18 protein-coding genes are annotated in these 21462 nt (G+C 58.1%); 15 read left to right on the top strand and 3 right to left on the bottom strand.

What is annotated here, in order from left to right; translation table 11 throughout:
* Window positions 1–116: 116 nt before the first annotated feature.
* Both CSQ89_RS05570 and ispH read right to left on the bottom strand, forming a co-directional pair.
* Window positions 117–434 (bottom strand): DUF6680 family protein, encoded by a 318-nt coding sequence (locus CSQ89_RS05570; protein ID WP_099405195.1) that lies wholly within the window; start codon window positions 432–434, stop codon window positions 117–119.
* Between the two features lie 87 nt (window positions 435–521).
* Window positions 522–1460 carry a 4-hydroxy-3-methylbut-2-enyl diphosphate reductase gene (gene ispH / locus CSQ89_RS05565; RefSeq protein WP_199065238.1) on the bottom strand — a complete coding sequence of 313 codons (939 nt, stop codon included), beginning with the start codon at window positions 1458–1460 and terminating at the stop codon, window positions 522–524.
* Window positions 1461–1696: 236 nt separating this feature from the next.
* On the opposite strand from ispH, the gene CSQ89_RS05560 reads away from it, so the two are divergent.
* Complete coding sequence (locus CSQ89_RS05560) at window positions 1697–3274, top strand: alpha-amylase C-terminal beta-sheet domain-containing protein (RefSeq protein ID WP_099405194.1); 1578 nt, start codon at window positions 1697–1699, stop codon at window positions 3272–3274.
* 87 nt (window positions 3275–3361) lie between these two features.
* Here the strand turns inward: CSQ89_RS05560 and CSQ89_RS05555 are convergent, their stop codons facing one another.
* Window positions 3362–3979 carry an arylesterase gene (locus CSQ89_RS05555; RefSeq protein WP_099405193.1) on the bottom strand — a complete coding sequence of 206 codons (618 nt, stop codon included), beginning with the start codon at window positions 3977–3979 and terminating at the stop codon, window positions 3362–3364.
* Window positions 3980–4072: 93 nt separating this feature from the next.
* Between CSQ89_RS05555 and smc the strand changes: the two genes are divergently transcribed.
* The 14 genes from smc (at window position 4073) to CSQ89_RS05485 (ending at window position 21454) form a co-directional block, all read left to right on the top strand.
* On the top strand, window positions 4073–7576 hold the full coding sequence (gene smc / locus CSQ89_RS05550; protein WP_099405192.1) for a chromosome segregation protein SMC: 3504 nt from the start codon (window positions 4073–4075) through the stop codon (window positions 7574–7576).
* Window positions 7577–7839: 263 nt separating this feature from the next.
* Window positions 7840–8913: a cell division protein ZipA C-terminal FtsZ-binding domain-containing protein gene (locus tag CSQ89_RS05545; protein ID WP_099405191.1), complete on the top strand. Its 1074-nt coding sequence runs from the start codon at window positions 7840–7842 to the stop codon at window positions 8911–8913.
* Window positions 8914–8915: 2 nt separating this feature from the next.
* The gene (gene ligA, locus CSQ89_RS05540; protein WP_099405190.1) at window positions 8916–11018 is read left to right on the top strand and encodes an NAD-dependent DNA ligase LigA; all 2103 of its coding nucleotides are present in this window, start codon (window positions 8916–8918) and stop codon (window positions 11016–11018) included.
* Between the two features lie 30 nt (window positions 11019–11048).
* A complete protein-coding gene (gene galU / locus CSQ89_RS05535; RefSeq protein ID WP_099405189.1) occupies window positions 11049–11930 on the top strand; it encodes a UTP--glucose-1-phosphate uridylyltransferase GalU in 882 nt (293 codons plus the stop codon).
* A complete protein-coding gene (locus CSQ89_RS05530; RefSeq protein WP_099405188.1) occupies window positions 11930–12385 on the top strand; it encodes a GNAT family N-acetyltransferase in 456 nt (151 codons plus the stop codon). The genes galU and CSQ89_RS05530 overlap by 1 nt, the downstream gene beginning before the upstream one ends.
* Before the next feature lie 115 nt (window positions 12386–12500).
* The gene (locus CSQ89_RS05525) at window positions 12501–13247 is read left to right on the top strand and encodes an S-methyl-5'-thioinosine phosphorylase (protein ID WP_099405187.1); all 747 of its coding nucleotides are present in this window, start codon (window positions 12501–12503) and stop codon (window positions 13245–13247) included.
* Window positions 13244–13789: a peptide deformylase gene (locus CSQ89_RS05520; RefSeq protein WP_308418118.1), complete on the top strand. Its 546-nt coding sequence runs from the start codon at window positions 13244–13246 to the stop codon at window positions 13787–13789. Before CSQ89_RS05525 ends, CSQ89_RS05520 begins: the two co-directional genes overlap by 4 nt.
* Before the next feature lie 168 nt (window positions 13790–13957).
* A complete protein-coding gene (pseB, locus tag CSQ89_RS05515; protein ID WP_099405185.1) occupies window positions 13958–14953 on the top strand; it encodes a UDP-N-acetylglucosamine 4,6-dehydratase (inverting) in 996 nt (331 codons plus the stop codon).
* A complete protein-coding gene (gene pseC / locus CSQ89_RS05510; RefSeq protein WP_099405184.1) occupies window positions 14950–16110 on the top strand; it encodes a UDP-4-amino-4,6-dideoxy-N-acetyl-beta-L-altrosamine transaminase in 1161 nt (386 codons plus the stop codon). Before pseB ends, pseC begins: the two co-directional genes overlap by 4 nt.
* Window positions 16107–16814, top strand: coding sequence for a pseudaminic acid cytidylyltransferase (gene pseF / locus CSQ89_RS05505; RefSeq protein WP_099405183.1), 708 nt, complete (start codon window positions 16107–16109; stop codon window positions 16812–16814). The genes pseC and pseF overlap by 4 nt, the downstream gene beginning before the upstream one ends.
* Complete coding sequence (gene pseG, locus CSQ89_RS05500; RefSeq protein WP_099405182.1) at window positions 16811–18307, top strand: UDP-2,4-diacetamido-2,4,6-trideoxy-beta-L-altropyranose hydrolase; 1497 nt, start codon at window positions 16811–16813, stop codon at window positions 18305–18307. The genes pseF and pseG overlap by 4 nt, the downstream gene beginning before the upstream one ends.
* Before the next feature lie 62 nt (window positions 18308–18369).
* Entirely contained in the window at window positions 18370–19422 is a 1053-nt protein-coding gene (gene pseI, locus CSQ89_RS05495) for a pseudaminic acid synthase (RefSeq protein ID WP_099405197.1), read from the top strand.
* A complete protein-coding gene (locus CSQ89_RS05490) occupies window positions 19422–20429 on the top strand; it encodes a Gfo/Idh/MocA family protein (protein ID WP_099405181.1) in 1008 nt (335 codons plus the stop codon). Before pseI ends, CSQ89_RS05490 begins: the two co-directional genes overlap by 1 nt.
* The gene (locus CSQ89_RS05485) at window positions 20426–21454 is read left to right on the top strand and encodes a hypothetical protein (protein WP_099405180.1); all 1029 of its coding nucleotides are present in this window, start codon (window positions 20426–20428) and stop codon (window positions 21452–21454) included. Before CSQ89_RS05490 ends, CSQ89_RS05485 begins: the two co-directional genes overlap by 4 nt.
* Window positions 21455–21462: the final 8 nt, after the last annotated feature.

Genomic DNA, 21462 nt, shown 5'->3' with positions numbered 1-21462 from the left:
CCATCGCCGACAAGCCCGTTGCTGTCGCCGCACCAAACGTGCTCAGCAAATAGTCGGTGTACAAATCGAGTTCTTTGTTCTTCATGGCGACAGGTTATCGTATGCACTGCGTAACATCAGTTATTAAGGTGGTCGAGGTATTCTTTCCACCCATCTAGGATGTTTTGCTCTTTACTGCTTCTACGGTGGATACCAAGAGTTTGTTCACCATAGAATACGAGGTCGATCATATTTAGAGCACGCACATGCTCTGGCGCAATTCGTCCAGCTCTGGTAGCCATAAGTGTTCCAAATAGTTTGATTTTTCTAGCTCTTTTTACTCGGAATGTCTCTACTGCCTTTTGTGCTTGAACCGCTAATATTGGGCCTAGAAGCGTTGCGATTAATACAGCCCAGTCTTTAATCTCTAAATTGAAAAGCAGCGTTGATTCCATGTCAAGCAGCCTCTATAAGTTGGTTGCAGATTGGAACTTAGCGCATTAATCCAGAGCATTCGTCAAAGCTCTCAATCTCTAGATAGACTATTGCGTGGTATTTAGGCCCTTGGGCAGCGAGAACACAATGCCTTCAATCCGGCCATCCATCTCGCGTACGTCCTGAGCGCCAAACTCACTAATACGGGCAATGACTTCCTTGACCAACACTTCAGGGGCAGAGGCCCCCGCTGTGACGCCAATCCGGCTTTTGCCGGCAAACCATTCGGGCTTGAGTTCGCTGGCGTTGTCGACCAGGTAAGCATCAAGCCCGGCATTGCTGGCAACTTCGCGCAGGCGGTTGGAATTGGAGCTGTTGACCGAACCCACCACGACCACAACGTCGGTTTCCGTAATCAACTGTTTGACGGCATCCTGGCGGTTTTGCGTGGCATAACAGATGTCGTCTTTCTTCGGCCCGACGATATTGGGAAACCGTTTCTGTAAGGCATCGACTACGATCGCGGCGTCGTCCACACTCAAGGTGGTTTGGGTGACGTAGGAGAGCTTGCTCGGGTCGGTGACGACCAGCTTTGCCACATCGGCCACGTCTTCCACCAGGTACATGCCACCGTTGGACTGGCCCATGGTGCCCTCGACTTCCGGGTGCCCTTTGTGGCCGATCATGACGATCTCAAAGCCGGTTTCGCGTAGCTTTTTGACTTCCAGATGCACCTTGGTGACTAAAGGACAGGTGGCATCGAATATCTTGAGGCCGAGCGCTTCCGCATCGCGCCGCACTGATTGGGGCACACCGTGGGCCGAGAAAATCAAGGTTGCACCGGCGGGTACCTCGGCCAGGTCTTCGATGAAAATGGCCCCTTTTCGTTTGAGGTCTTCCACCACAAATTTGTTGTGCACCACTTCGTGACGCACATAAATGGGTGCGCCGAACTGCGATAGGGCGCGCTCTACAATGGCGATGGCGCGATCCACCCCGGCGCAAAAGCCGCGGGGATTGGCGAGAATGACTTGCATGGTGCGCATGGCAGTATTTGGTTGATTGGCCTCGAAAGGACTGATTTTACCGGATAGTCTGGCATGGCTCGCATCAAAGTCGGCCAAAATCTGCAGATACCCATGCGGATGGTTGATTCCCATGGCGTTGCATACCGCCCCAAACCCTTGACGAAAGGAGCACTACACCGATCGAACCTGTATTTCCAGTAGTACCTGAAGCCAATAAAAAAATTAATCAAAACAACAACGACATGAGTGACAACATGAAGCTGCAACACATCCTGCTTGCCAGCCTGCTGGCAGGTGCATTACCCGGGTTTGCCGCCACGGAGCAAGCCAAATCCAGCACTGCCGTATTATTCCAGAGCTTCCATTGGCATTCAGCCAATGGCGCGTTTTATGGCGATTTACAATCGAAAGCGGCCGACCTGAAAGACCTGGGCATCACGCACGTTTGGTTTCCACCGCCCTCCGACGCCGGCTCGCCGGAAGGCTATCTGCCCCGCCAATTGAACAAGCTTGACTCTAGCTACGGCAGCGAAGGGGCGCTCACGTCGGCAATTTCAGTACTCAAAGCCCAAGGCATAGAGAGCGTGGCTGACATCGTCATCAACCATCGCATCGGTTCAACCGACTGGGGCGACTTTACCAACCCCACTTGGGACTGCCGCGCCGTGGTTAAGGAAGACGAATGGACCGGCAAGTGCGGCAACAAGGATTCGGGCGATGGTTTTGACGCAGCCCGCGATATCGACCATAGCCAAGCCTTTGTACAAATCGATATCAAAAGCTGGCTGGGGACGCGGCTCAAGGGCGTGGGTTTCACCGGGATACGGTTCGATTACGCCAAGGGCTATGCGCCGCGTTATGCAGGTGGCTATCACGACGCCATGCGGCCCAATTTCTGTGTGGGCGAGGTGTGGACTGACCTGGATTTCAATGCGGTCGATGCGCATCGGCAGGGCTTGCTGAAATATGTTGAAGGTACCGGTGGCAAATGCGGGGTATTCGACTTCACTACCAAAGGCCTGCTGAACCAGGCGTTGCGTTACAACGAATACGGTCGGCTGCGCGACAGCGCCGGCAAGCCCGCGGGTGGCATAGGCCGCAATGCGCAGAAAATGGTGACCTTTGTCGATAACCACGACACCGGCCCATCCGAAAGTTGTGGCGTGGGCCAGAACCATTGGCCGGTACCGTGCGACAAGGTGATACAAGGCTATGCCTATGTGTTGACCCACCCAGGGATTCCCAGTGTATATGCCCCACATGTGTATCAATGGCGGCTGCGTGACGCCATCAAAGCCTTGATTTTGCTGCGCAATGAACAAAGCATCACTTCAACCTCAGAAGTAGCGATTCAGCGTGCTGAAAGTGGCCTTTATGCGGCGATTGTCGACAATAAGGTTGCTGTCAAGATCGGCCCGGCCGATTGGTCACCCGGCGCAGGTTGGACGTTGCGTACGTCTGGCAACCAATATGCTGTGTGGACCAAGGGCAAGCTGGCGGAATGCACAACGGTGCCCGTCAGCTTCAGCATTGCCAATGCCGCAACACTGGCTGGGCAAAATCTCTATGTGGTTGGTAACCAAACGATATTGGGCGACTGGACACCTGCCCAGGGATTCAAGCTCAGTAGCCAGGGCGGCGACAACAATGCCACGTGGCACGGTACTGTGGAGCTGCCGCCCGCTACGCTGGTGCAATACAAATACGTGAAATGGGACGGCAGTACGGCAAGCTGGGAGAGCCAACAAGCGTCAGCCAGTGGCAACCGGGAAGTCAGCACACCGGCTTGTGGCAGTTCGGCAGTGCCTAGTGCTGACAACTTCCGCTTCTAGCATTCGTTAGGTTGGTATTGATCGCCATCGGTGGGTAGAGGCAATGAAGGTTTGCCCACCGATGCGTGGCGATTTGAGTCGAGAGAATTAGTGGTTGGCTACTGCACCAGCTTTGCGTAAGCGCTCGGCCAGCGCTTCGGCCAGTTGGCGGTAGCCTTCGGCATTGGGGTGGATAGGGTCGCTCTTGAGCTTGTTGTCCGCCAGGATGCGCACCAGCGACTCTGATTCGAGAGGCAGCTGATATTCCTTGGCAAGCTCAGCGTAGAAGTCGGGCACTTTCAAACCCAGCGCCAGCTTGGGCGTCGCCACAAGTAACACGGGCAGATTGCGGCGTTTGGCTTCGTCCAGCATGGCACGCAGGTTGGCGATGGTTTCCTCTTGCGGCTTGCGCTGCAAGAAGTCATTGCCGCCTAAGCATAATATGACCAAGCGCGGTGGCGTGGCATCCAGCGTGGCAGCGAAACGGGTGAGGCCGTCGGCTGTGGTGTTGCCTGGTACGCCAGCATTGATGACAGGCCGTGCAATCAGGCTCGCCAGCATGGTGGGGTAACTGGTCTCCGGTGTGGCGCCGGTGCCAAAGGTCAGCGAATCGCCAAATGCCAGTATCGTCGCGTCGTTTGCAAGGCGGTTAAGCTTGGGCTGTTTGCCACAGCCAAATAGCAGCAGAAGGGCAATCAGTATCAGCGTGCTTCTTCGTGTCGTCATCTTCTCGATCTTTATCAGCGGTTCAGTCTCGATCGTAGCAGGCGGGCTGTCATCGTTTACAATCCGCTGCTCTTACACCATTGGATTGCCTGCGTGCGCCTTACCCACGTCAAACTTGCCGGCTTTAAAAGCTTCTGCGACCCAACAGCTATTCCAGTGCCGGGTCAGTTGGTGGCTGTTGTCGGGCCCAACGGTTGTGGCAAGTCGAATGTAATCGACGCGGTACGCTGGGTACTGGGTGAGTCTAGCGCCAAGCAGCTGCGTGGCGAATCGATGCAGGATGTGATCTTCAATGGATCGACCAGTCGTAAGTCAGTCAGTCGCGCCTCAGTCGAATTGGTATTCGACAATGCCGAAGGCCGGGCGGCGGGTGCCTGGAGCCAATATGCCGAGATCAGCATCAAACGCTTGCTGACCCGGCAGGGCGAGTCGTCTTACTACATTAACAACCTTCAATGCCGCCGCCGTGATATTGCCGATCTTTTCCTGGGCACGGGCGTGGGCACCAAGGGTTATGCCGTGATCGAACAGGGCATGATCTCGCGCATCATCGAAGCCCGGCCGGAAGAACTACGCGCCTTTTTGGAAGAAGCCGCGGGCATATCGAAATACAAGGAACGGCGCAAGGAAACCGAGGGGCGCATTGCCGACACGCGTGAAAACCTCGAACGCGTGGATGATATCCGCCAGGAACTCACGGGCCAGCTGGAAAAACTGGAAACCCAGGCCGGCGTCGCTGCCCAGTTTCATGAGATGAAAGCCCGCTTGGCCGAGAAGCAGAATCTGTTGGCCCTGCAACGTAAGCTCGATGCCGAGCGTGATGAAGCCACTTTCCGGGCCGAGATTGCTGCCGCCCAGACCGGTTTGGAATCGCAAACAAGCCGCCTGCGCGACACCGAAGCCACCATCGAATTGCTACGTGAGCAGCATTACGACGCGACCGACCGCGTCAGCGTCGCCCAAACAGCCCTGGCGGATGCCAGCGCCACGGTGGCACGTATGGAGCAAAAGCTGCTGCATCTGCGTGAAACCCGCCAGCGATTGACCCAGCAGCAGCAGCAGGCGCGTCAGCGCCTTGATGAGCTGGGACGTGCGCAGCAGACGGTAGCGTCTGAGCAGGAAGAATGGCAGTTCAAGCACGATGAAGCCGCATTGGCGCAGGAAGAAACCCAGGCTGATCTGCTGGCCGAGCAGGATGCGTTGCCGCGCCTCGAAGCCGATTACAAGTTGCACGACAACGCGCTGAGCGAAGCGCAACTGAGTTTTTCCCACGCACGTCAATCGCGCCAGCTGGCCGAGCAACAATTGCAACATCTGGAACGTAGCCTGGGCCAGTTGCAACTACGGCGTGAGAAATTGGCGACCGAAGCGCGCAACCTGCCGGTGCCCGACGCCGACGTCTTGGCGGACAAGCGCCTCGAATTGGAAGAGCTGACCCTGGCGTTGGAAGAAGCCCAGAACCGGCTGGGCCAATTGGAAGGGCTGCTACATGGTGTGGAAGCAGCTCGGACGGATCATCGCCACGAATTGGAAAAATTGCGTGCGGAGCGAGCAGAACTTAGCGCCCGCCACGATGCGTTGGACAAATTGCAGGCGCAAGCCGGTGCCGACAAAGCGTTGGATGCGTGGCTGGCCAGGCAGGGCCTTTCCGACGCGCCACGTTTTTTCCGCCAGTTAACCATTACGCCGGGTTGGGAAACCGCCGTCGAAGCAGTGCTGCGTGAACGCATGAATGCGGTGATAGGCCAGACTGCCGAAGCCGCTGCAATTGCACCGGCGCGTCTTACCGTATTGTCGGCGGGGGGCGGGGCGACGGCTGCCCAACCGTTGGCCAATACGTTGTTGCAACATGTGCATAGCAGCAATGTGGCCGTGCAAGCTGCGCTGCAGGATTGGCTCGCCATGGTGCACTGCGTTACCCAAGACGCCGAGTTGGCTGATATGCAAAGCCAACTCGCGCCGGGCGCATTGGTTGTGGCCCGTTCCGGGCATTCAGCCAGCCGGCACGCGATGCATTTCCATGCGCCCGACAATGCGCTCGCCGGGGTATTGCAGCGTGAAAAGGAGTTGGCGGACTTGGCAGCTAGGCTGGCGGTGATTGGCCCCGCTTTGGAAGCGGCGGGGCAGGCTTTGCATGCCGCAGAGCAACGGCTGGGTGAACTGCATAACGAATTGAAGCATGCGCGCCAGAAGCTGGATGTAATGCGCCAGCAGCGCGGCGAGCGGCAAGTTGAAGTTGCGCGCCTTATTCAGGCAGCCGAACAGGCCCGTGTCCGGCTGGCAGACCTAGAGCGTGAACAGGCCGACCTCGCAGAAGAGGCAGCTGAGTTGGCGTTGGAGCAGGAAGCCGTGCGTGACGAGGCGGAAGTCGCAGGCCGCGACCAGCCAGCCCTGGAACAACGTGTGCAATCAATCCGGCTTGCCAAGACGGAGGCCGAGACTGCGTTGGAAGCGCAGCGTGGGCGTTTGCGACAAGCGGAGCGACAAGCGCAGGAAACCAGCTTTGCCCGCCAGTCTGCCCATGCACGGCTTGCCGAGCTGCAACGACGCAGCCAAGAGCTGGCCAGCCAACTGGAAGAAGCGCACTTGCGGTTGGATGAGGTGAGCTTTGACCTGGAGGGCATCGACGAAGGTGAGTTTGATGTTGGTTTTCAAGATGCCGTCAACCAGCGCGCGGAAATGGAGCGTCAACTGGCTGCCACGCGTGATGCCGCGAATGCCACGACCAATGCCCTGCGCGAGAAGGAATTGGAAAAACAGCAGATCGAAACCGGTTTTGATCCGTTGCGCGAGCGAGTGGGCGAGCTGCGGCTGAAAGAACAGGAAGCGCGCCTGGCGCTGGAGCGGTTTGAGCAGGAGTTGTTGGAGGCGCAGGCGGATGTGGCGGCATTGTTGCCCCTGATCGGTAATGGCCTGAAAGTTACCAGTTTGGTAGCAGAAATTGGCCGGCTGGGGCAGGGCATCAATGCGCTGGGTAATGTAAACCTTGCCGCGCTGGATGAACTCAATGCTGCCCGCGAACGTAAGACGTACCTGGATGCCCAGGCAGATGACCTGACGCAGGCGATGGATACGCTGGAATCCGCCATCCGCAAGATCGACCGGGAAACACGCGTTATGCTGCAATCGACCTTTGATGCGGTAAATGGCAGCCTGCAAGAGCTCTTTCCCTTGCTGTTTGGTGGGGGGCACGCCGAGTTGATTCTGACGGGTGAGGAAATTCTCGATGCCGGTATCCAGATCATGGCGCAGCCGCCGGGTAAGAAGAACGCCACGATTCATCTGCTGTCGGGCGGGGAGAAGGCGTTGACGGCGCTGAGCCTTGTGTTCTCGTTATTCCAGCTTAACCCTGCACCGTTTTGCCTGCTGGATGAAGTGGATGCGCCACTGGATGACGCCAATACCGGGCGCTTCTGCGAAATGGTAAAACGCATGTCCAGCCGTACGCAGTTTTTGTATATCAGCCACAACAAGTTGACCATGGAAATGGCTGACCAGCTGATTGGTATCACCATGCAGGAGCAGGGCGTGTCTCGTGTGGTGGCCGTCGATATTCAAGAAGCGTTGCAAATGCGTGAGATGTCGGCTGTGCAGTAAGATCGTAAACGGGTTCTAAGCGCCTATTAGGTGGAAGCGGTTCGAACAATCGACTATATCGCTGTGGGCAGAATGCCATTTGGCTTGGCGCATGTCCCGTCATCCGCTAAGCTCGGGCTCCATGTCCCACAGGACTCTTTAAAAAGAGTTTGTTTACGATCTGTAGCAAGCGCCCTTCGGTGAAGTGCAATGCCTTCCCCGATGGCAGCGCAGCAAGATCTTAAGCAGGTTCTCTAAGCCACGCCCTGATCAGACAAGCAAACATGACCGAATTTCACTTCATCACCCTTGGCCTTGGCGTTGCCCTCGTTGTTTGTGTGTGGGGCTTCAATGCCTGGCAGGAATGGCGCTTCAAGAAGCGTGCCGCCGCCGCGTTTGCTCGCAGCCATCCTGACGTTTTGCTGGAAACGCCGAAAAACATGGTCCGCCAGGGCGAAGGCGGTGCGCGCATGGAACCCTCGCTGACCGGTGCCGCCGCATTTGTGCCTCCGCCGGCAGAGGTCGCCGCCAGCGCGCCCCCCGAATTGGAGTTGACTGATTCCCTGGCCTTGGCTGTGTCGATACTCGACCCCGCGCTGGACTATATTGCCGAGCTTCATCCCGGCGACACCATCGAATTTGCGGACATCACGGCGATTGAGGTTGGGAAACGTGTGAGGACATTGGGTTTGTCCACGTCGGACGAATGGGAAGTGATCCGCCCGGGCGGCAGCTATAGCGAGTTGCGCATCGGTCTGCAACTGGTTGATCGGCAGGGGTCGCTTAGTGAGGCGCAGATGATGATGTTCAGCGAGCAGGTGACGGCCTTGGCCGAACAGGCCGGGGGGGTTGCCACCTTCCCGCGCCGGGAAGACAAGCTGCGCGTCGCCCAGCAGTTGGATGCTTTTTGTGCCGAGGTCGATATGGTGATCGGGCTCAATATCGTTTCCAGCCGCAATCCGTTTGCCATCAGCCGTATATATGGCATGGCGGAAGCCGCCGGCATGGTGTTGGAAAGCGATGGGGTTTTTCACTTACGGTCTGAGTCGGGCAAGACCTTGTTCAAGTTGGCGGATCGCCATCATCGCCCACTCGATGCCCTGGAAGAGACACCCTCGATAACCCTGTTGCTGGACGTGCCGCGTGTTGCCGGTGGTGAGGAAGCTTTCGAGCGCATGACCGACCTTGCGCAACAAATGGCTCTTACCCTGGGTGGTGATCTTGTCGACGATGAAAACCGTTCCCTTAAACCAGCCGACCTGGCTGCCATCCAAAAGCAATTGATCGTGATCTACGACCGCATGGACGAACGCGGCATTGCCGCAGGCAGCATGGCGGCCTTGCGTCTGTTTGCTTAGATATGTCCTTACCGAACCAACGCGCAGCCGAGCTGCGTGAACTGCTATGCCGTTATGGGCATGAATACTATGTCCTGGATACGCCCAGCGTAACCGATGCCGAATACGATCGGTTGTTCCACGAGCTTGAAGCGCTGGAAGCTACCCACCCTGAACTGAAAACCCCAGATTCTCCTACCCAGCGCGTAGGGGGCCGTCCTGTCGCGGCCTTTGTACCGGTGCAACATGCTGTGCCGATGCTGTCGATACGCACGGAAACCGATGCCGGTCCTGCCGGCGCTGAGCATTACGATGCCAAGGTGCGCCGTGACCTGGGCTTGCCGGCTGATGCGCCGGCAGTGGTGTATGCCGCTGAGCTCAAGTTTGACGGCTTGGCCATCAGCCTGCGTTACGAACATGGCCTGTTGGTGCGTGCCGCGACACGGGGCAACGGCGAGACTGGTGAGGAAGTCACCCAGAATATCCGCACCATTGGCCAGATTCCTCTGCGCCTTACCGGGCAAGCACCTGCAGTGTTGGAAGTGCGGGGTGAAGTCTATATGCGCCGTGACGCATTCGATGCATTGAATGCCCGCCAGCGCGAATTGGGTGAAAAGACCTTCGTCAACCCGCGCAATGCGGCTGCCGGCGCGGTGCGCCAACTGGATTCGAAAATCGCCGCCAAGCGGCCATTACGCTTTTTTGCCTATGGGCTGGGTGAAGTAGTCGGTTGGGAGATCCCTCCAACCCATAGCGGCATGTTGGATGCATTGGGGGCTTTTGGCCTGCCGGTGTGCAGCGAACGGATTGTCGCGGAAGGTGCGGTGGGCTTGATCGCCTTCCATGCCAGCATTGCCGCCAAGCGCGATAGCCTGCCATTCGATATCGACGGCGTGGTCTACAAGGTCAATAGCCGTGAATTGCAACAGCAGCTCGGGTTTGTGAGCCGAGAGCCCCGCTGGGCTGTGGCGCACAAATATCCGGCTCAGGAAATGCTGACCACGGTGGAAGCCATTGATGTCCAGGTGGGCCGAACCGGCACCATCACGCCGGTCGCCCGGCTGGCCCCGGTGTTTGTCGGCGGCGTCACAGTGACCAATGCCACCTTGCACAATATCGACCGGATTCGCCAGTTGGACCTGCGTGTCGGCGACACCGTCATCGTGCGTCGGGCGGGCGATGTCATTCCTGAGGTCGTTGATGTCGTGCTCGATCGCCGGCCGATGCAAGAAGAAGCGGTTGACCTGATCGAAACCCGCCAAGTACCAAAGTACGCACCCTTCGAAATGCCAAGCAACTGCCCAGTGTGCGGCTCGCACGTAGTGCGCGAGGAAGGCGAAGCTGCGTATCGTTGCACGGGTGGGTTGGTATGTACCGCCCAACGTAAGCAGGCGCTATGGCATTTTGCCAGCCGGCGCGCCATGGACATCGAAGGCTTGGGCGACAAATTGGTGGACCAATTGGTGGACGTGGGCCTTGTACGCACGCCTGCCGATTTATACCGGCTGGGCATACTCAAATTGGCCGAGCTCGACAGGATGGCAGAGAAGTCGGCAGCCAATTTGCTTGCCGGAATCGACAAGAGCCGCACAACCACACTGGCGCGGTTAATTTTCGCTTTGGGCATACGCAATGTGGGCGAGACCACCGCTAAGGATTTGGCACGCTTCTTTGGCAAGCTCGATGCGCTGATCGACGCGGCTTGCCGCGAAGATGAGCTGGCAGCGCTGGCGGTATTGCAGTCGGTGCCCGATGTGGGCCCTGTGGTAGCGCAGTCGATTCGTGACTTCCTGCAGGAGCCGCATAATCGGGAGGTCATTGAACAGCTGCGTGCCAATGGCGTCAGCTGGTCTGAATTCGAGCCCAGCGAAGCCGTGCCAATGGGCCCCTTATTAGGCAAGACGCTGGTCATTACCGGCACGTTGCCCACATTGAGCCGCGATGATGCGAAGGCGTTGATTGAGGCGGCGGGCGGCAAGGCGGCTGGGTCGGTTTCCAAGAAAACCGATTACCTGGTGGCGGGGGAAGCCGCCGGTTCCAAGCTTGATAAAGCACAGGAACTAGGCGTCCGCATTCTGGATGAGGCCGGACTGCTGGCCTTGCTTGCAACGCAATCCGAACAATAAGAAGCCGGCCATGCCGGGTAGGAAGAACCTATGCAAAAGGTCACCAAGGCCGTCTTTCCGGTAGCGGGTCTCGGCACCCGCTTCCTGCCGGCCACCAAGGCCAGCCCGAAGGAAATGCTGAATGTGGTGGATAAACCGCTGATCCAGTACGCGGTGGAAGAGGCCGTAGCAGCCGGCATTACCGACATGATTTTCGTGACGGGCCGTAACAAACGCGCGATTGAAGACCATTTCGACAAAGCCTACGAGCTGGAAACCGAGCTGGAAGCCAAGGGCAAGCATGCGTTGCTGGAGTTGGTGCGTAATATCCTGCCCAAGCATGTCAGCTGCGCCTATGTTCGCCAGCCCGAAGCCCTGGGGTTGGGCCATGCTGTGCTGTGTGCCCGTCCGCTGGTGGGGGACGAGCCATTCGCTGTCATCCTGGGCGACGACCTGATTGCCGCCGAAAAACCGGTAATGCAGCAAATGGTTGAGCTGTACGACGAAACGCACAGCTCGGTGATTGGCGTACAGGAAGTGCCGCGTGAAGACACGGCGTCCTATGGCATTGTTGTTGCCAGCCGTAATGGTGGTGGTTACCTCAAAATCAGTGGTCTCGTCGAAAAGCCGAAGCCGGCAGATGCGCCATCTACCTTGGCTGTCGTCGGGCGCTATATCCTCAGCCCACGTATTTTCCGCCATCTGCAAACCGCGCAACCGGGCAAAGGGGGGGAAATCCAACTGACCGACGCCATCGCGGCCTTGCTGGAAGAGGAGCGCGTATTGGCGCTGCCGTTTGAAGGGATACGCTATGACTGCGGCTCCAAGCTGGGCTATTTGCAGGCTACCTTGGCGTTTGCCACCCAACACCCCGAAGTAGGCACCGATTTCCGCGCCTTCTTGCGCCAATTTTGTGCCAGTGAGGGTTTCTGATGCAGGTCTACCAACTGCAACCGGGTGATGACCTTGAGGAAGCCAGCCGGCTTTTTGATGCTTACCGACAATTCTACAAATTGACCAGTAACCAGAGTGCAGCGCGCACCTATTTGAGCATGCGCCTGCAATCCGGGCAATCCGCCGTGTTTCTGGCTGAAGCCCAGGGTAAGGCGGTGGGCTTTATGCAGCATTACCCAAGCTTCTGTTCACTCGCCATGGCGCCAATCTGGTTGCTGTACGACCTTTATGTCTCGCCCAGCGCGCGAGGAGCTGGTGTGGCTGGTACTTTGATGGATATTGCGCGCGACCATGGCAAATCCACGGGCGCAGCCTATCTGCAGCTTTCTACTGCGCATGCTAATCACACCGCCCAGGCTTTGTATAAAAAGCATGGCTGGCAGCTTGACGAAACATTTCGTTACTACACGCTTTCCTTAGAAACCGCGATATAACAGGCTTGTACCAGAGCCGCGGCTTGTGGATTTCGCCACAAGCCGCGGCCTGCTTGCTTCTCAGCCGGCTTTCACGCCTACAATGAGTCATACCAAGTAAAAGAGGAAGAGGCGTATGCTGGCCATTATTGGAGGAACCGGGCTGACCCGGCTTAAGAACCTCAAGATTACACACCGCCAGGTTATCCGCACGCCTTACGGTGAACCATCCGGTGCGCTTACTTTTGGCGAAATCAACGACCATCACGTGGTGTTTATCGCGCGCCATGGCTACGGCCATACCATTCCACCCCACGAAATCAACTACCGCGCCAATATCTGGGCGTTGGCGGAACAACAGGTGTCCCGGATAGTCTCTGTCTGCACAGTAGGCGGCATACGCGAAGACTTGGCACCGGGAATGCTGGTGTTGCCCGATCAGCTGATCGACTACACCTACGGCCGTCGCCATACCTTTTTTGAAGGTGGCGACAAACCGGTTACCCACAGTGACTTTACCGAGCCTTATTGCCCGAAGTTGCGCCGGCGCATTCTGCAGGCGGCTAAGACCAGCCGGCAGACCTTGATCGAGAGTGGTGTCTATGCGGCGACCCAAGGCCCACGGTTGGAAACCGCTGCGGAGATCAATCGTATCGCCCGCGACGGTGGCGACATGGTGGGCATGACGGGTATGCCGGAAGCCGCTTTAGCGCGTGAATCCGGGTTGAGCTATGCCGCCATCGCGGTGGTCTCGAACTGGGCGGCAGGGCGTGGCAATAGTCTGCACAAGGTCGACCTCGCCGCGGCTGAGACCATATTTCAGGCAGCCATCGAGCATGTGCATCGCATGCTGGAGGCCTTAGTGAAAGTAGAAGGAGTTTGAAATTGGCAGTACGCGACATAGTACTAATGGGTAATCCAATCTTGCTGCGAACCGCAGATCTGATCCGGCCGGAAGAGTTCGGCACACCGGCCTTGGCTGCGTTGATCAAGGACCTGCAGGACACCATGGTCGCCATGAGCGGGGCGGGCATTGCCGCGCCGCAAATCGGTGTGTCCAAGCAGATCACCATTTTTGGCGGCTTCAAGAGCCCACGCTACCCCGATGCGGAAGCCGTGCCCTACACCATTCTTTGCAACCCGGTGCTGACGCCATTGAGCGATGAGATGGCCGACGACTGGGAAGGCTGCCTCAGTGTACCGGGCCTGCGCGGCGTCGTGCCGCGCTATGAGCATTTGCGTTATCAAGGCATGGACGAGAACGGGCAGCCGATTGATCGCCAGGCGAGTGGCTTCCATGCCCGGGTGGCGCAGCATGAGTGCGATCATCTGTTCGGCAAACTTTACCCAATGCGCATCACCGATATGAGCAAGTTTGGTTTTACCGAAGTGTTGTTTCCCAATCAGTTGCCCCCGGAGGATTGAGGCCTTAATGCAATTGTTGTGACCTCTGGTGAGGTGTTCTGCCAAGCTGTGATTGATGTGGGCGCGCGCAGCTTCTAAGGTTGATTGCATAGTGATTTGACGCGAGCCATGCGCTTCAAGTGGTTGCTATGCGAGAACGTCAATCTGAAACAGAAACCGAGAGTGAGCATGTTTGACAACAAAGCCATTCTGATCACCGGAGGGACTGGGTCCTTCGGCAGGGAGTTTATCCGCACGCTGCTCGAACGCCACAAACCCCGCCGGGTAGTGGTGTTTTCGCGTGATGAACTGAAGCAGTTCGAAATGCAGCAAGTGCTCAATGCTTCCTGTATGCGCTATTTCCTCGGCGATGTGCGCGACGCCGACCGGCTGCGCCAAGCCATGCGTGGCATTGATTATGTGGTGCATGCCGCAGCCCTCAAGCAAGTGCCCGCCGCGGAATACAACCCTACCGAGTGCATACGCACCAATGTGTCGGGCGCCGAGAACGTCATCAATGCCGCCATCGAAAACGGCATCGAAAAAGTGATTGCGCTGTCTACCGACAAAGCCGCCAGCCCGATCAACCTCTACGGTGCAACCAAGCTGTTGTCCGACAAGCTGTTTGTTGCTGCCAACAATATCGCCGGCACCCACAAAACCCGTTTTGCCGTGGTGCGCTATGGCAACGTGGTCGGTTCACGTGGGTCTGTACTGCCCTTCTTTCGCAAGCTGATCAACGAGGGCGGTAAGTCATTGCCGATAACCGATCCACGCATGACACGGTTCTGGATCACCCTGGACCAGGGCGTGACGTTTGTTATGGAGAACTTCGCCCGTATGCATGGCGGTGAAATCTTTGTGCCCAAGATTCCATCAGCCCGCATCGTCGACCTTGCCACCGCCATGGCCCCACAGTTGCAGCAGCATGTCGTGGGTATCCGTCCTGGCGAGAAGCTGCATGAGATGATGATTTCACGCGACGATGCGCTGCATACCTTCGAGTTTTCGCGCCACTATGTCATTGCGCCGGCCATCAGCTTTATTGTGCAGGACGATTACCAGCATGATGGCCTGGGTGAGCGTGGCCAGCGGGTGCCGGAAGGCTTTGAATACGTGTCGGATACCAATCCACACTATTTCAGCATTGCCGAACTTACCCAACTGGACCGCCAGACACCATGATCCCTTACGGCCGCCAGCAAATCAGTCCTGAAGATGTGGCAGCGGTGGTGGAAGCGCTGGAGTCCGACTGGCTGACTCAGGGGCCGGCCATCGAGCGATTCGAGCAGGCGTTGGCAGCCCGTTGTCAGGCGCGTCATGCGGTGGCCGTATGTAATGCAACGGCAGCGCTGCATTTGGCTTGTGTGACGTTGGATCTTGGACCTGCCGATACTCTGTGGACCAGCCCCAATACCTTCGTCGCAAGCGCCAACTGCGCCCGGTATTGCGGTGCGAAAGTGGATTTCGTCGACATCGACCCTGCTACGTGGAATCTGGATGTCGACAAGCTCGAAGCCAAGTTGGTCGACGCCAAGCGGGCGGGGCATCTGCCACGTGTCCTGGTTGCCGTGGCGTTTTCCGGCCAGAGTTGTGACATGGCGCGCATCGGGGCGCTGGCCAAGGCGTATGGTTTTGCGGTGATCGAAGACGCCTCACACGCCGTCGGGGCCAGCTATTTGGGACGCCCGGTCGGGTGCGGCGACTATGCCGATATGACGATCTTCAGCTTCCACCCGGTCAAGATCATCACGACGGGTGAAGGCGGGGCTATTCTGACCAACCGTACCGACTTGGCCCAGCGCCTGCAACGCCTGCGTAGCCATGGTATTACCCGTGACCCGGCGCAGATGCAGGGCAACAGCCATGGACCTTGGTACTACCAGCAGATAGAGCTGGGCTACAACTACCGCATTACCGATGTGCAAACGGCGTTGGGTTATTCGCAGCTGCAACGCCTCGATGACTTCCTGGTGCGCCGGCGCGCATTGGTGGCGCGATATGACCAACTGTTGGCGGGGCTGCCGTTGCAGTTGCCCACCCGCCAGCCCGGTGCAGAGTCGGCCTGGCACCTGTATGTCGTGCGTCTGCAGTTGGACCGTATTACCCAGAGCCATCGAAACGTGTTCGACGCGCTACGGGCTGGCGGCATCGGCGTGAATGTGCATTACATTCCTGTGCACTTGCAGCCTTATTACACCGCCTTGGGGTTTCGGCCCGGTGACTTCCCTGAGGCCGAGCGTTATTACGCTGAAGCGATCAGCCTGCCTATGTATGCGGGTCTCACCGATGCACAGCAAGATGAAGTGGTGGTGCAACTGCGTGCGGCGTTGCGGCCATGAGTAATGTTGCCATTATTCCGGCGCGCGGCGGCAGCAAACGGATTCCGCGTAAGAACATCAAGTCATTCCACGGCCAGCCGATGATTGCCTACGCCATCAAAGCAGCGCGTGCGGCAGGGTTGTTTGACCGCATTGTGGTCAGCACCGACGACGACGAAATCGCTGAGTTGGCGGCATCGCTTGGGGCTGAGGTGCCGTTCCGACGGCCTCCCGAATTGGCTGATGACCATACCACCACGATCGCCGTCATCCAGCATGCGATTCAGGTGCTGCAAGCCGAAGGGGAGGCAGTCTGCATGGCCTGTTGCCTCTACGCGACTGCGCCCTTTGTCCAGCCCAAATACCTGCAAGCCGGCTTCTACGCGCTGTCGGCCCAGCCCGATAAGGCCTATGCGTTTTCGGTGACCAGTTTTCCCTTTCCGGTGCAGCGTGCCATTCGAATCACCACCGAGGGTTGTGTGGATGCGCTTTATCCGCAGTACCGCAATACCCGCTCGCAAGACCTGGAAGAGGCGTTTCACGATGCCGGTCAGTTTTATTGGGGGCGGGCAACGGCTTGGTTGAACGGCGAGGTGATTTTTTCGCCCGCCGCCCTGCCAGTGATTTTGCCGCGCCATCTGGTGCAGGATATCGATACCCCGGAAGATTGGCTGCGGGCTGAATACCTATACAGCGCCTTGCAAGCCAGTGGCGAGTTCGTGTGAAGGTGTTGATTCGGGCGGATGCTTCACTGGCCATCGGTTTTGGCCATGTGGCACGGTGCTTGACGTTGGCGCAAGCCTTACGCAAGGGTGGCGCAGTGGTGACATTTGCCTGTCGCAGCTTGCCGGGCAATGCACTGGCACAGATTGCCGAGCAAGGTTTTCCGGCCATCGGGTTGCCAAGTCATTATCCGCAAGACCCTGTCCCTTCCGATATAGAAGCATCCATCGACTGGCAAGCGGATTTTGCGGCCGTGCAAGCAGCGTTTACCTCACAGCCAGCATTTGACTGGCTGCTGGTTGACCATTACGGCTTGGATGCACGTTGGCAGCAGGCTGCGCGGTCTATGGCGGGCCATATTGCCGTCATCGACGACCTTGCCAATCGCCAGCATGATGCTGATTTGCTGCTGGACCAAAATCAGACTGCGAATACGGCGGCCTATGCCCGCTTGATACCTGCACAATGCCAAGCACTGCTTGGCCCCCATTACGCGCTGTTACGGCCGGAATTTACGGGTGAACCTATCGTCATTGCCCCACAGATTCGCCACGTTGTCGTGAGTTTTGGCGGCGTGGATGCGGGTGGTGAAACCTTCAAGGCGCTCGATGCGCTGGCCGCTTTTCCCCAACTGGAAGTGGACATTGTGGCCGGAGCGGCCAACCCCGCTTGGGCGCAGTTGCAGCAGCGTGCCGCTGGCCAGACGCTGTGGCGATTGCATCGTTTTGTCAGCGATTTTGCCGCATTGATGCGCGAGGCCGACCTGTTTATCGGCGCAGGGGGGGGCACCAGTTGGGAACGCGCCGCCCTGGGGCTGCCGACGATCTGTATCGCCGTTGCTGCAAACCAACACGCCAATGCCGAACAACTGGCCTTGATGGGTGTGCACCGCTATCTTGGGCTGGCGGAAACTGTCAGCGTGCAGCACCTGCAACAAGCCATTGGTGAGATGTCTGCCGACATCAACGTCCGTCGGGGCTACGCCCAGCATTCGCGCGCGTTGGTCGATGGGCAGGGTGCCCGGCGTGTCGCTGCTGCCTTGTTGACTCGGTGTTTGCAGCTGCGGCGGGCAACGCTGGATGATGCGCAATTATTGTTTGATGGCCGCAATGCACCATTAGTTCGGCGTTGGTCATTGGATTCGGCCCCTATTGCTTGGGAACAGCATCTAAGCTGGTTGACCCGTACCCTGCAACGGCCGGACCGGCTTTTGCTGATCGGCGAGGGGCCCGGGGGCTCGGTTGGCATGCTGCGTTATGACCGGTCCGCCACTCAAGCTGAGCGCGCCGAGGTGTCGATCTATTTATTTGCAGGGCAGGAGGGCATGGGTTGGGGGCAAGCTTTGCTGGCGATGGGCGATAGACAGCTTACCCAGCACTGGCCGGATGTTGTTGCTATCGATGCAACGGTCCTGCCGGGGAATGCGGCTTCGATAAAATTGTTTCGGCAGGCAGGTTACCAGCAGGCCGATACGCACTTTGTACGTATTTTGTAGCGGAAGAGGTGGTTTGGGGCAGTATCCGTAGGTCGATATTCGTGCCGAAAGGGATGGGATCCATGCATAGCTTCAAGATTGGCCACCGCACAATAGGTGCCGATGCAGCGCCCTTTGTGATCGCCGAGATGAGCGGCAACCATAACCAATCGCTGGAACGGGCACTGGCGATTGTCGAAGCCGCCGCCCAAGCCGGTGCGCATGCGCTCAAGCTGCAAACCTATACGCCTGAAACCATGACGTTGGACCTGGATGAGGGCGAATTCCATATTGCCGACCCTAATAGCCTATGGGCCGGCACCTCGCTGTACAAGCTTTACCAGGAAGCCTACACCCCGTGGGAATGGCATAAGCCGATCTTCGAGCGAGCCAATGCGCTGGGTATGTTGGCGTTTTCGACACCGTTTGATGAAACCGCGGTGGACTTTCTTGAATCCTTGAATGTACCGGCCTACAAGATCGCAAGCTTTGAAAATACCGATATCCCTTTGATTCGCCGGGTGGCCGCTACGGGCAAGCCGATGATCATTTCCACCGGCATGGCCAATGTGGCGGAGCTCGATGAAAGCGTCCGGGCGGCGCGTGCTGCGGGGTGCAAGGATTTGGTCCTGCTCAAATGCACCAGCACCTATCCGGCTACGCCTGCGAATACCCATCTGCGCACCATCCCCCACCTGCGTGACTTGTTTGACTGCCAGATTGGGTTGTCGGATCACACCATGGGTGTAGGCGCGGCGGTGGCAGCCGTGGCGCTGGGGGCTACGGTGCTGGAAAAGCACTTCACCTTACGCCGTGCAGATGGTGGTGTGGATTCGACGTTTTCGCTGGAACCGGAAGAAATGGCATCGTTGGTGGTCGAAACCGAACGGGCATGGCAGGCGATGGGACAGGTGCAATACGGTGCAACCAGCGCCGAGCAAAAATCTTTGGTATTTCGCCGCTCGCTCTATGTGGTGCAGGACATCGCAGCAGGCGAAGTATTCACTGCTGACAATATCCGCGCTATCCGGCCTGGGCTGGGCCTGCCCCCAAAAACATTGGAAATCGTGCTGGGCCGCAAGGCGGGTAAAGCCATCAAGCGCGGTACGCCGCTGGCTTGGGGGCTACTGGCCTGATGACTCAGGGCGATCTGCGCGCAGGGCTGATCGGCTGTGGCCGCATCGGTTGTGAGTTCGATGATGATGCCCAGCGCATCGGCATCTACACCCATGCCGCGGCGTACCGGGCGGCTGCGGGCGTTGCGCTGTGGGCGATTGCCGACGCCGACCCAGCCAAACTGACCAATTGCGGCGACCGCTACGGCATCCCGCTCGAACGACGTTACACCAACGCCCAAGCCATGCTGGCGGCAGGGCAGCTTGATTTGGTCAGCATCGCTGCGCCCGATGCCTTGCATTTCCCGCTGGCGAAAGCGGCGTTGGCCACACCCGGTGTGCGGGGCATATTGCTGGAAAAACCGTTGGCGCTGTCGGTTGAAGCGGGGCGTGAGCTTGTTGACTTGGCAGCAACACACCAGCGTGCACTGGCTGTAAATTATTCACGCCGATTTTGCCCGGCGCATGCACGCGTTCAAACCGCCCTTGCCGAAGGCGGGCTGGGTAACATTCAACAAGTGAGCGGCTATTACGGCAAAGGCATACGCCACAACGGCAGCCATTGGCTGGATTTGCTGCGTCAATGCTTCGGCCCTATCAGCCGTTTACAAGCCTGGGCCAGCAGTGCGCCAGATTTCGAAAGCGACCCCAGCCCGGATTTACGGATTGAACTGGCATCGGGCCTGCGTGCCAGTTTGCTCAGTACCAACCACCTTGCCTACAGCCTGTTCGAACTGGATATCGTGGCGACGCTAGGCCGGGTACGGATAAGCGACAGCGGGCATCGCATCGATTGGTACACGGTGCAAGACAGCCCTTTTTACTCAGGCTATCGCCTGCCGCAGTTGCAGGAAACCGACCAGAGCGGCATGCGTGATCTGCTGCTGGCGGCAGTGGAAGACCTACGTGACGCCACGCTAACAAGACGGCTGCCACGCTGTACGGCGGAAGATGGGCTGGCTGCTTTGTTGGCAGCGGAGACAGCGATTCAATCGCTCGCCAGCGGTAAAGCGGAGCGCTTGCCATGAATCCCCTTGCCGTGATTGCTGGCGACCCGGGTGGGGGTAACGCCCTGGCGCCGGTAATTGAGCAATTACGTGCGCAACACTGGCCGCATCGACTGTTCGCCTACGCCGAATCTGCACGCTTGTGGGCTGAACGCGGTTGGCTGGTAGAGCCAGCAGAGGCCATCACGTTAAGTAATAGCGTCGGTGTGCTATGCGCAACATCGGTCAACCCGCATCAGCACGAATTAAGTTGGATAGCCGCGGCGAAGGAAGTGGGGTTGCCCAGCCTCGCCTTGCTTGATTTCTGGAGCAACTATCAACCGCGCTTTTTACGGGGTGGGCAGCGCCACTGGCCGGATTGCATCGCGGTGCCAGACCAGTTGGCCTGCGACGAAATGGTGGCGGCAGGGTTTGATGCCAGCATGCTGCAGATTACCGGCCAGCCAGCCTTGGATGTGATTGCACAAGGGGCAGGGCGGCTCAGTACGGCGGCGCGCACGGCCTTACGCGCCGAATGTGGGCTTCAGCCTGATGAAAGCCTGTTGCTATTTGTCTCGCAACCGCTACGTCAGATGGCCCGGCAATTGGGGCATCCGCCAGCGATTGATGAGCAAGCGGTGCTGCGTGATGTTGAAGCTGCCTTGGTGACGCTGGCACGGCCCATTGCATTACGCATCAAACCGCATCCGCGTGAAGACCTGGCTGATTTTACTGGCGCGGGTCAGATGTGGACGAATACACGGATAGCGCCGTCTGCATTGGCTCATGATTTGCTTAGTTGTGCCGATATGGTGGTGGGCATCCATTCGATGCTGCTGCTTGAAGCGTGCTACCTCGGTTGTCGGGTACTGAGTTACCAACCCGGCGGCCTAGCGAGCGACCCCTTACCCTCGAATCGTTCAGGTCTCAGCCACCGCTGCGACGATGCTGTCCGGTTGCCGCAAGCGTTGGTCGATACATTGACCGGGCCCAGGCCGCAAGCACCCTCGCTTGATGGCTTGTCGGCCCAGCGCGTGCTGGATGTGCTCACAGTGCTGTTGGCCTGAATGGGAAG

The sequence above is a fragment of the Chitinimonas sp. BJB300 genome (genome assembly GCF_002735695.1).
GTDB lineage: Bacteria > Pseudomonadota > Gammaproteobacteria > Burkholderiales > Chitinimonadaceae > Chitinimonas.
Note: the sequence above shows the minus strand (reverse complement) of the source record. Positions and strands in the feature narration are given on the sequence as shown.

Bases quoted from the DNA above. Each gene is read 5' to 3' on its own strand.
- pseC (WP_099405184.1), top strand. From the start codon at position 14,950: ATGATCCCTTACGGCCGCCAGCAAATCAGTCCTGAAGATGTGGCAGCG.
- pseI (WP_099405197.1), top strand. From the start codon at position 18,370: ATGCATAGCTTCAAGATTGGCCACCGCACAATAGGTGCCGATGCAGCG.
- galU (WP_099405189.1), top strand. From the start codon at position 11,049: ATGCAAAAGGTCACCAAGGCCGTCTTTCCGGTAGCGGGTCTCGGCACC.
- CSQ89_RS05485 (WP_099405180.1), top strand. From the start codon at position 20,426: ATGAATCCCCTTGCCGTGATTGCTGGCGACCCGGGTGGGGGTAACGCC.
- CSQ89_RS05545 (WP_099405191.1), top strand. From the start codon at position 7,840: ATGACCGAATTTCACTTCATCACCCTTGGCCTTGGCGTTGCCCTCGTT.
- ispH (WP_199065238.1), bottom strand. From the start codon at position 1,460: ATGCGCACCATGCAAGTCATTCTCGCCAATCCCCGCGGCTTTTGCGCC.
- CSQ89_RS05570 (WP_099405195.1), bottom strand. From the start codon at position 434: ATGGAATCAACGCTGCTTTTCAATTTAGAGATTAAAGACTGGGCTGTA.
- CSQ89_RS05490 (WP_099405181.1), top strand. From the start codon at position 19,422: ATGACTCAGGGCGATCTGCGCGCAGGGCTGATCGGCTGTGGCCGCATC.
- CSQ89_RS05525 (WP_099405187.1), top strand. From the start codon at position 12,501: ATGCTGGCCATTATTGGAGGAACCGGGCTGACCCGGCTTAAGAACCTC.
- CSQ89_RS05560 (WP_099405194.1), top strand. From the start codon at position 1,697: ATGAAGCTGCAACACATCCTGCTTGCCAGCCTGCTGGCAGGTGCATTA.
- CSQ89_RS05555 (WP_099405193.1), bottom strand. From the start codon at position 3,979: ATGACGACACGAAGAAGCACGCTGATACTGATTGCCCTTCTGCTGCTA.
- ligA (WP_099405190.1), top strand. From the start codon at position 8,916: ATGTCCTTACCGAACCAACGCGCAGCCGAGCTGCGTGAACTGCTATGC.
- pseF (WP_099405183.1), top strand. From the start codon at position 16,107: ATGAGTAATGTTGCCATTATTCCGGCGCGCGGCGGCAGCAAACGGATT.
- pseB (WP_099405185.1), top strand. From the start codon at position 13,958: ATGTTTGACAACAAAGCCATTCTGATCACCGGAGGGACTGGGTCCTTC.
- CSQ89_RS05530 (WP_099405188.1), top strand. From the start codon at position 11,930: ATGCAGGTCTACCAACTGCAACCGGGTGATGACCTTGAGGAAGCCAGC.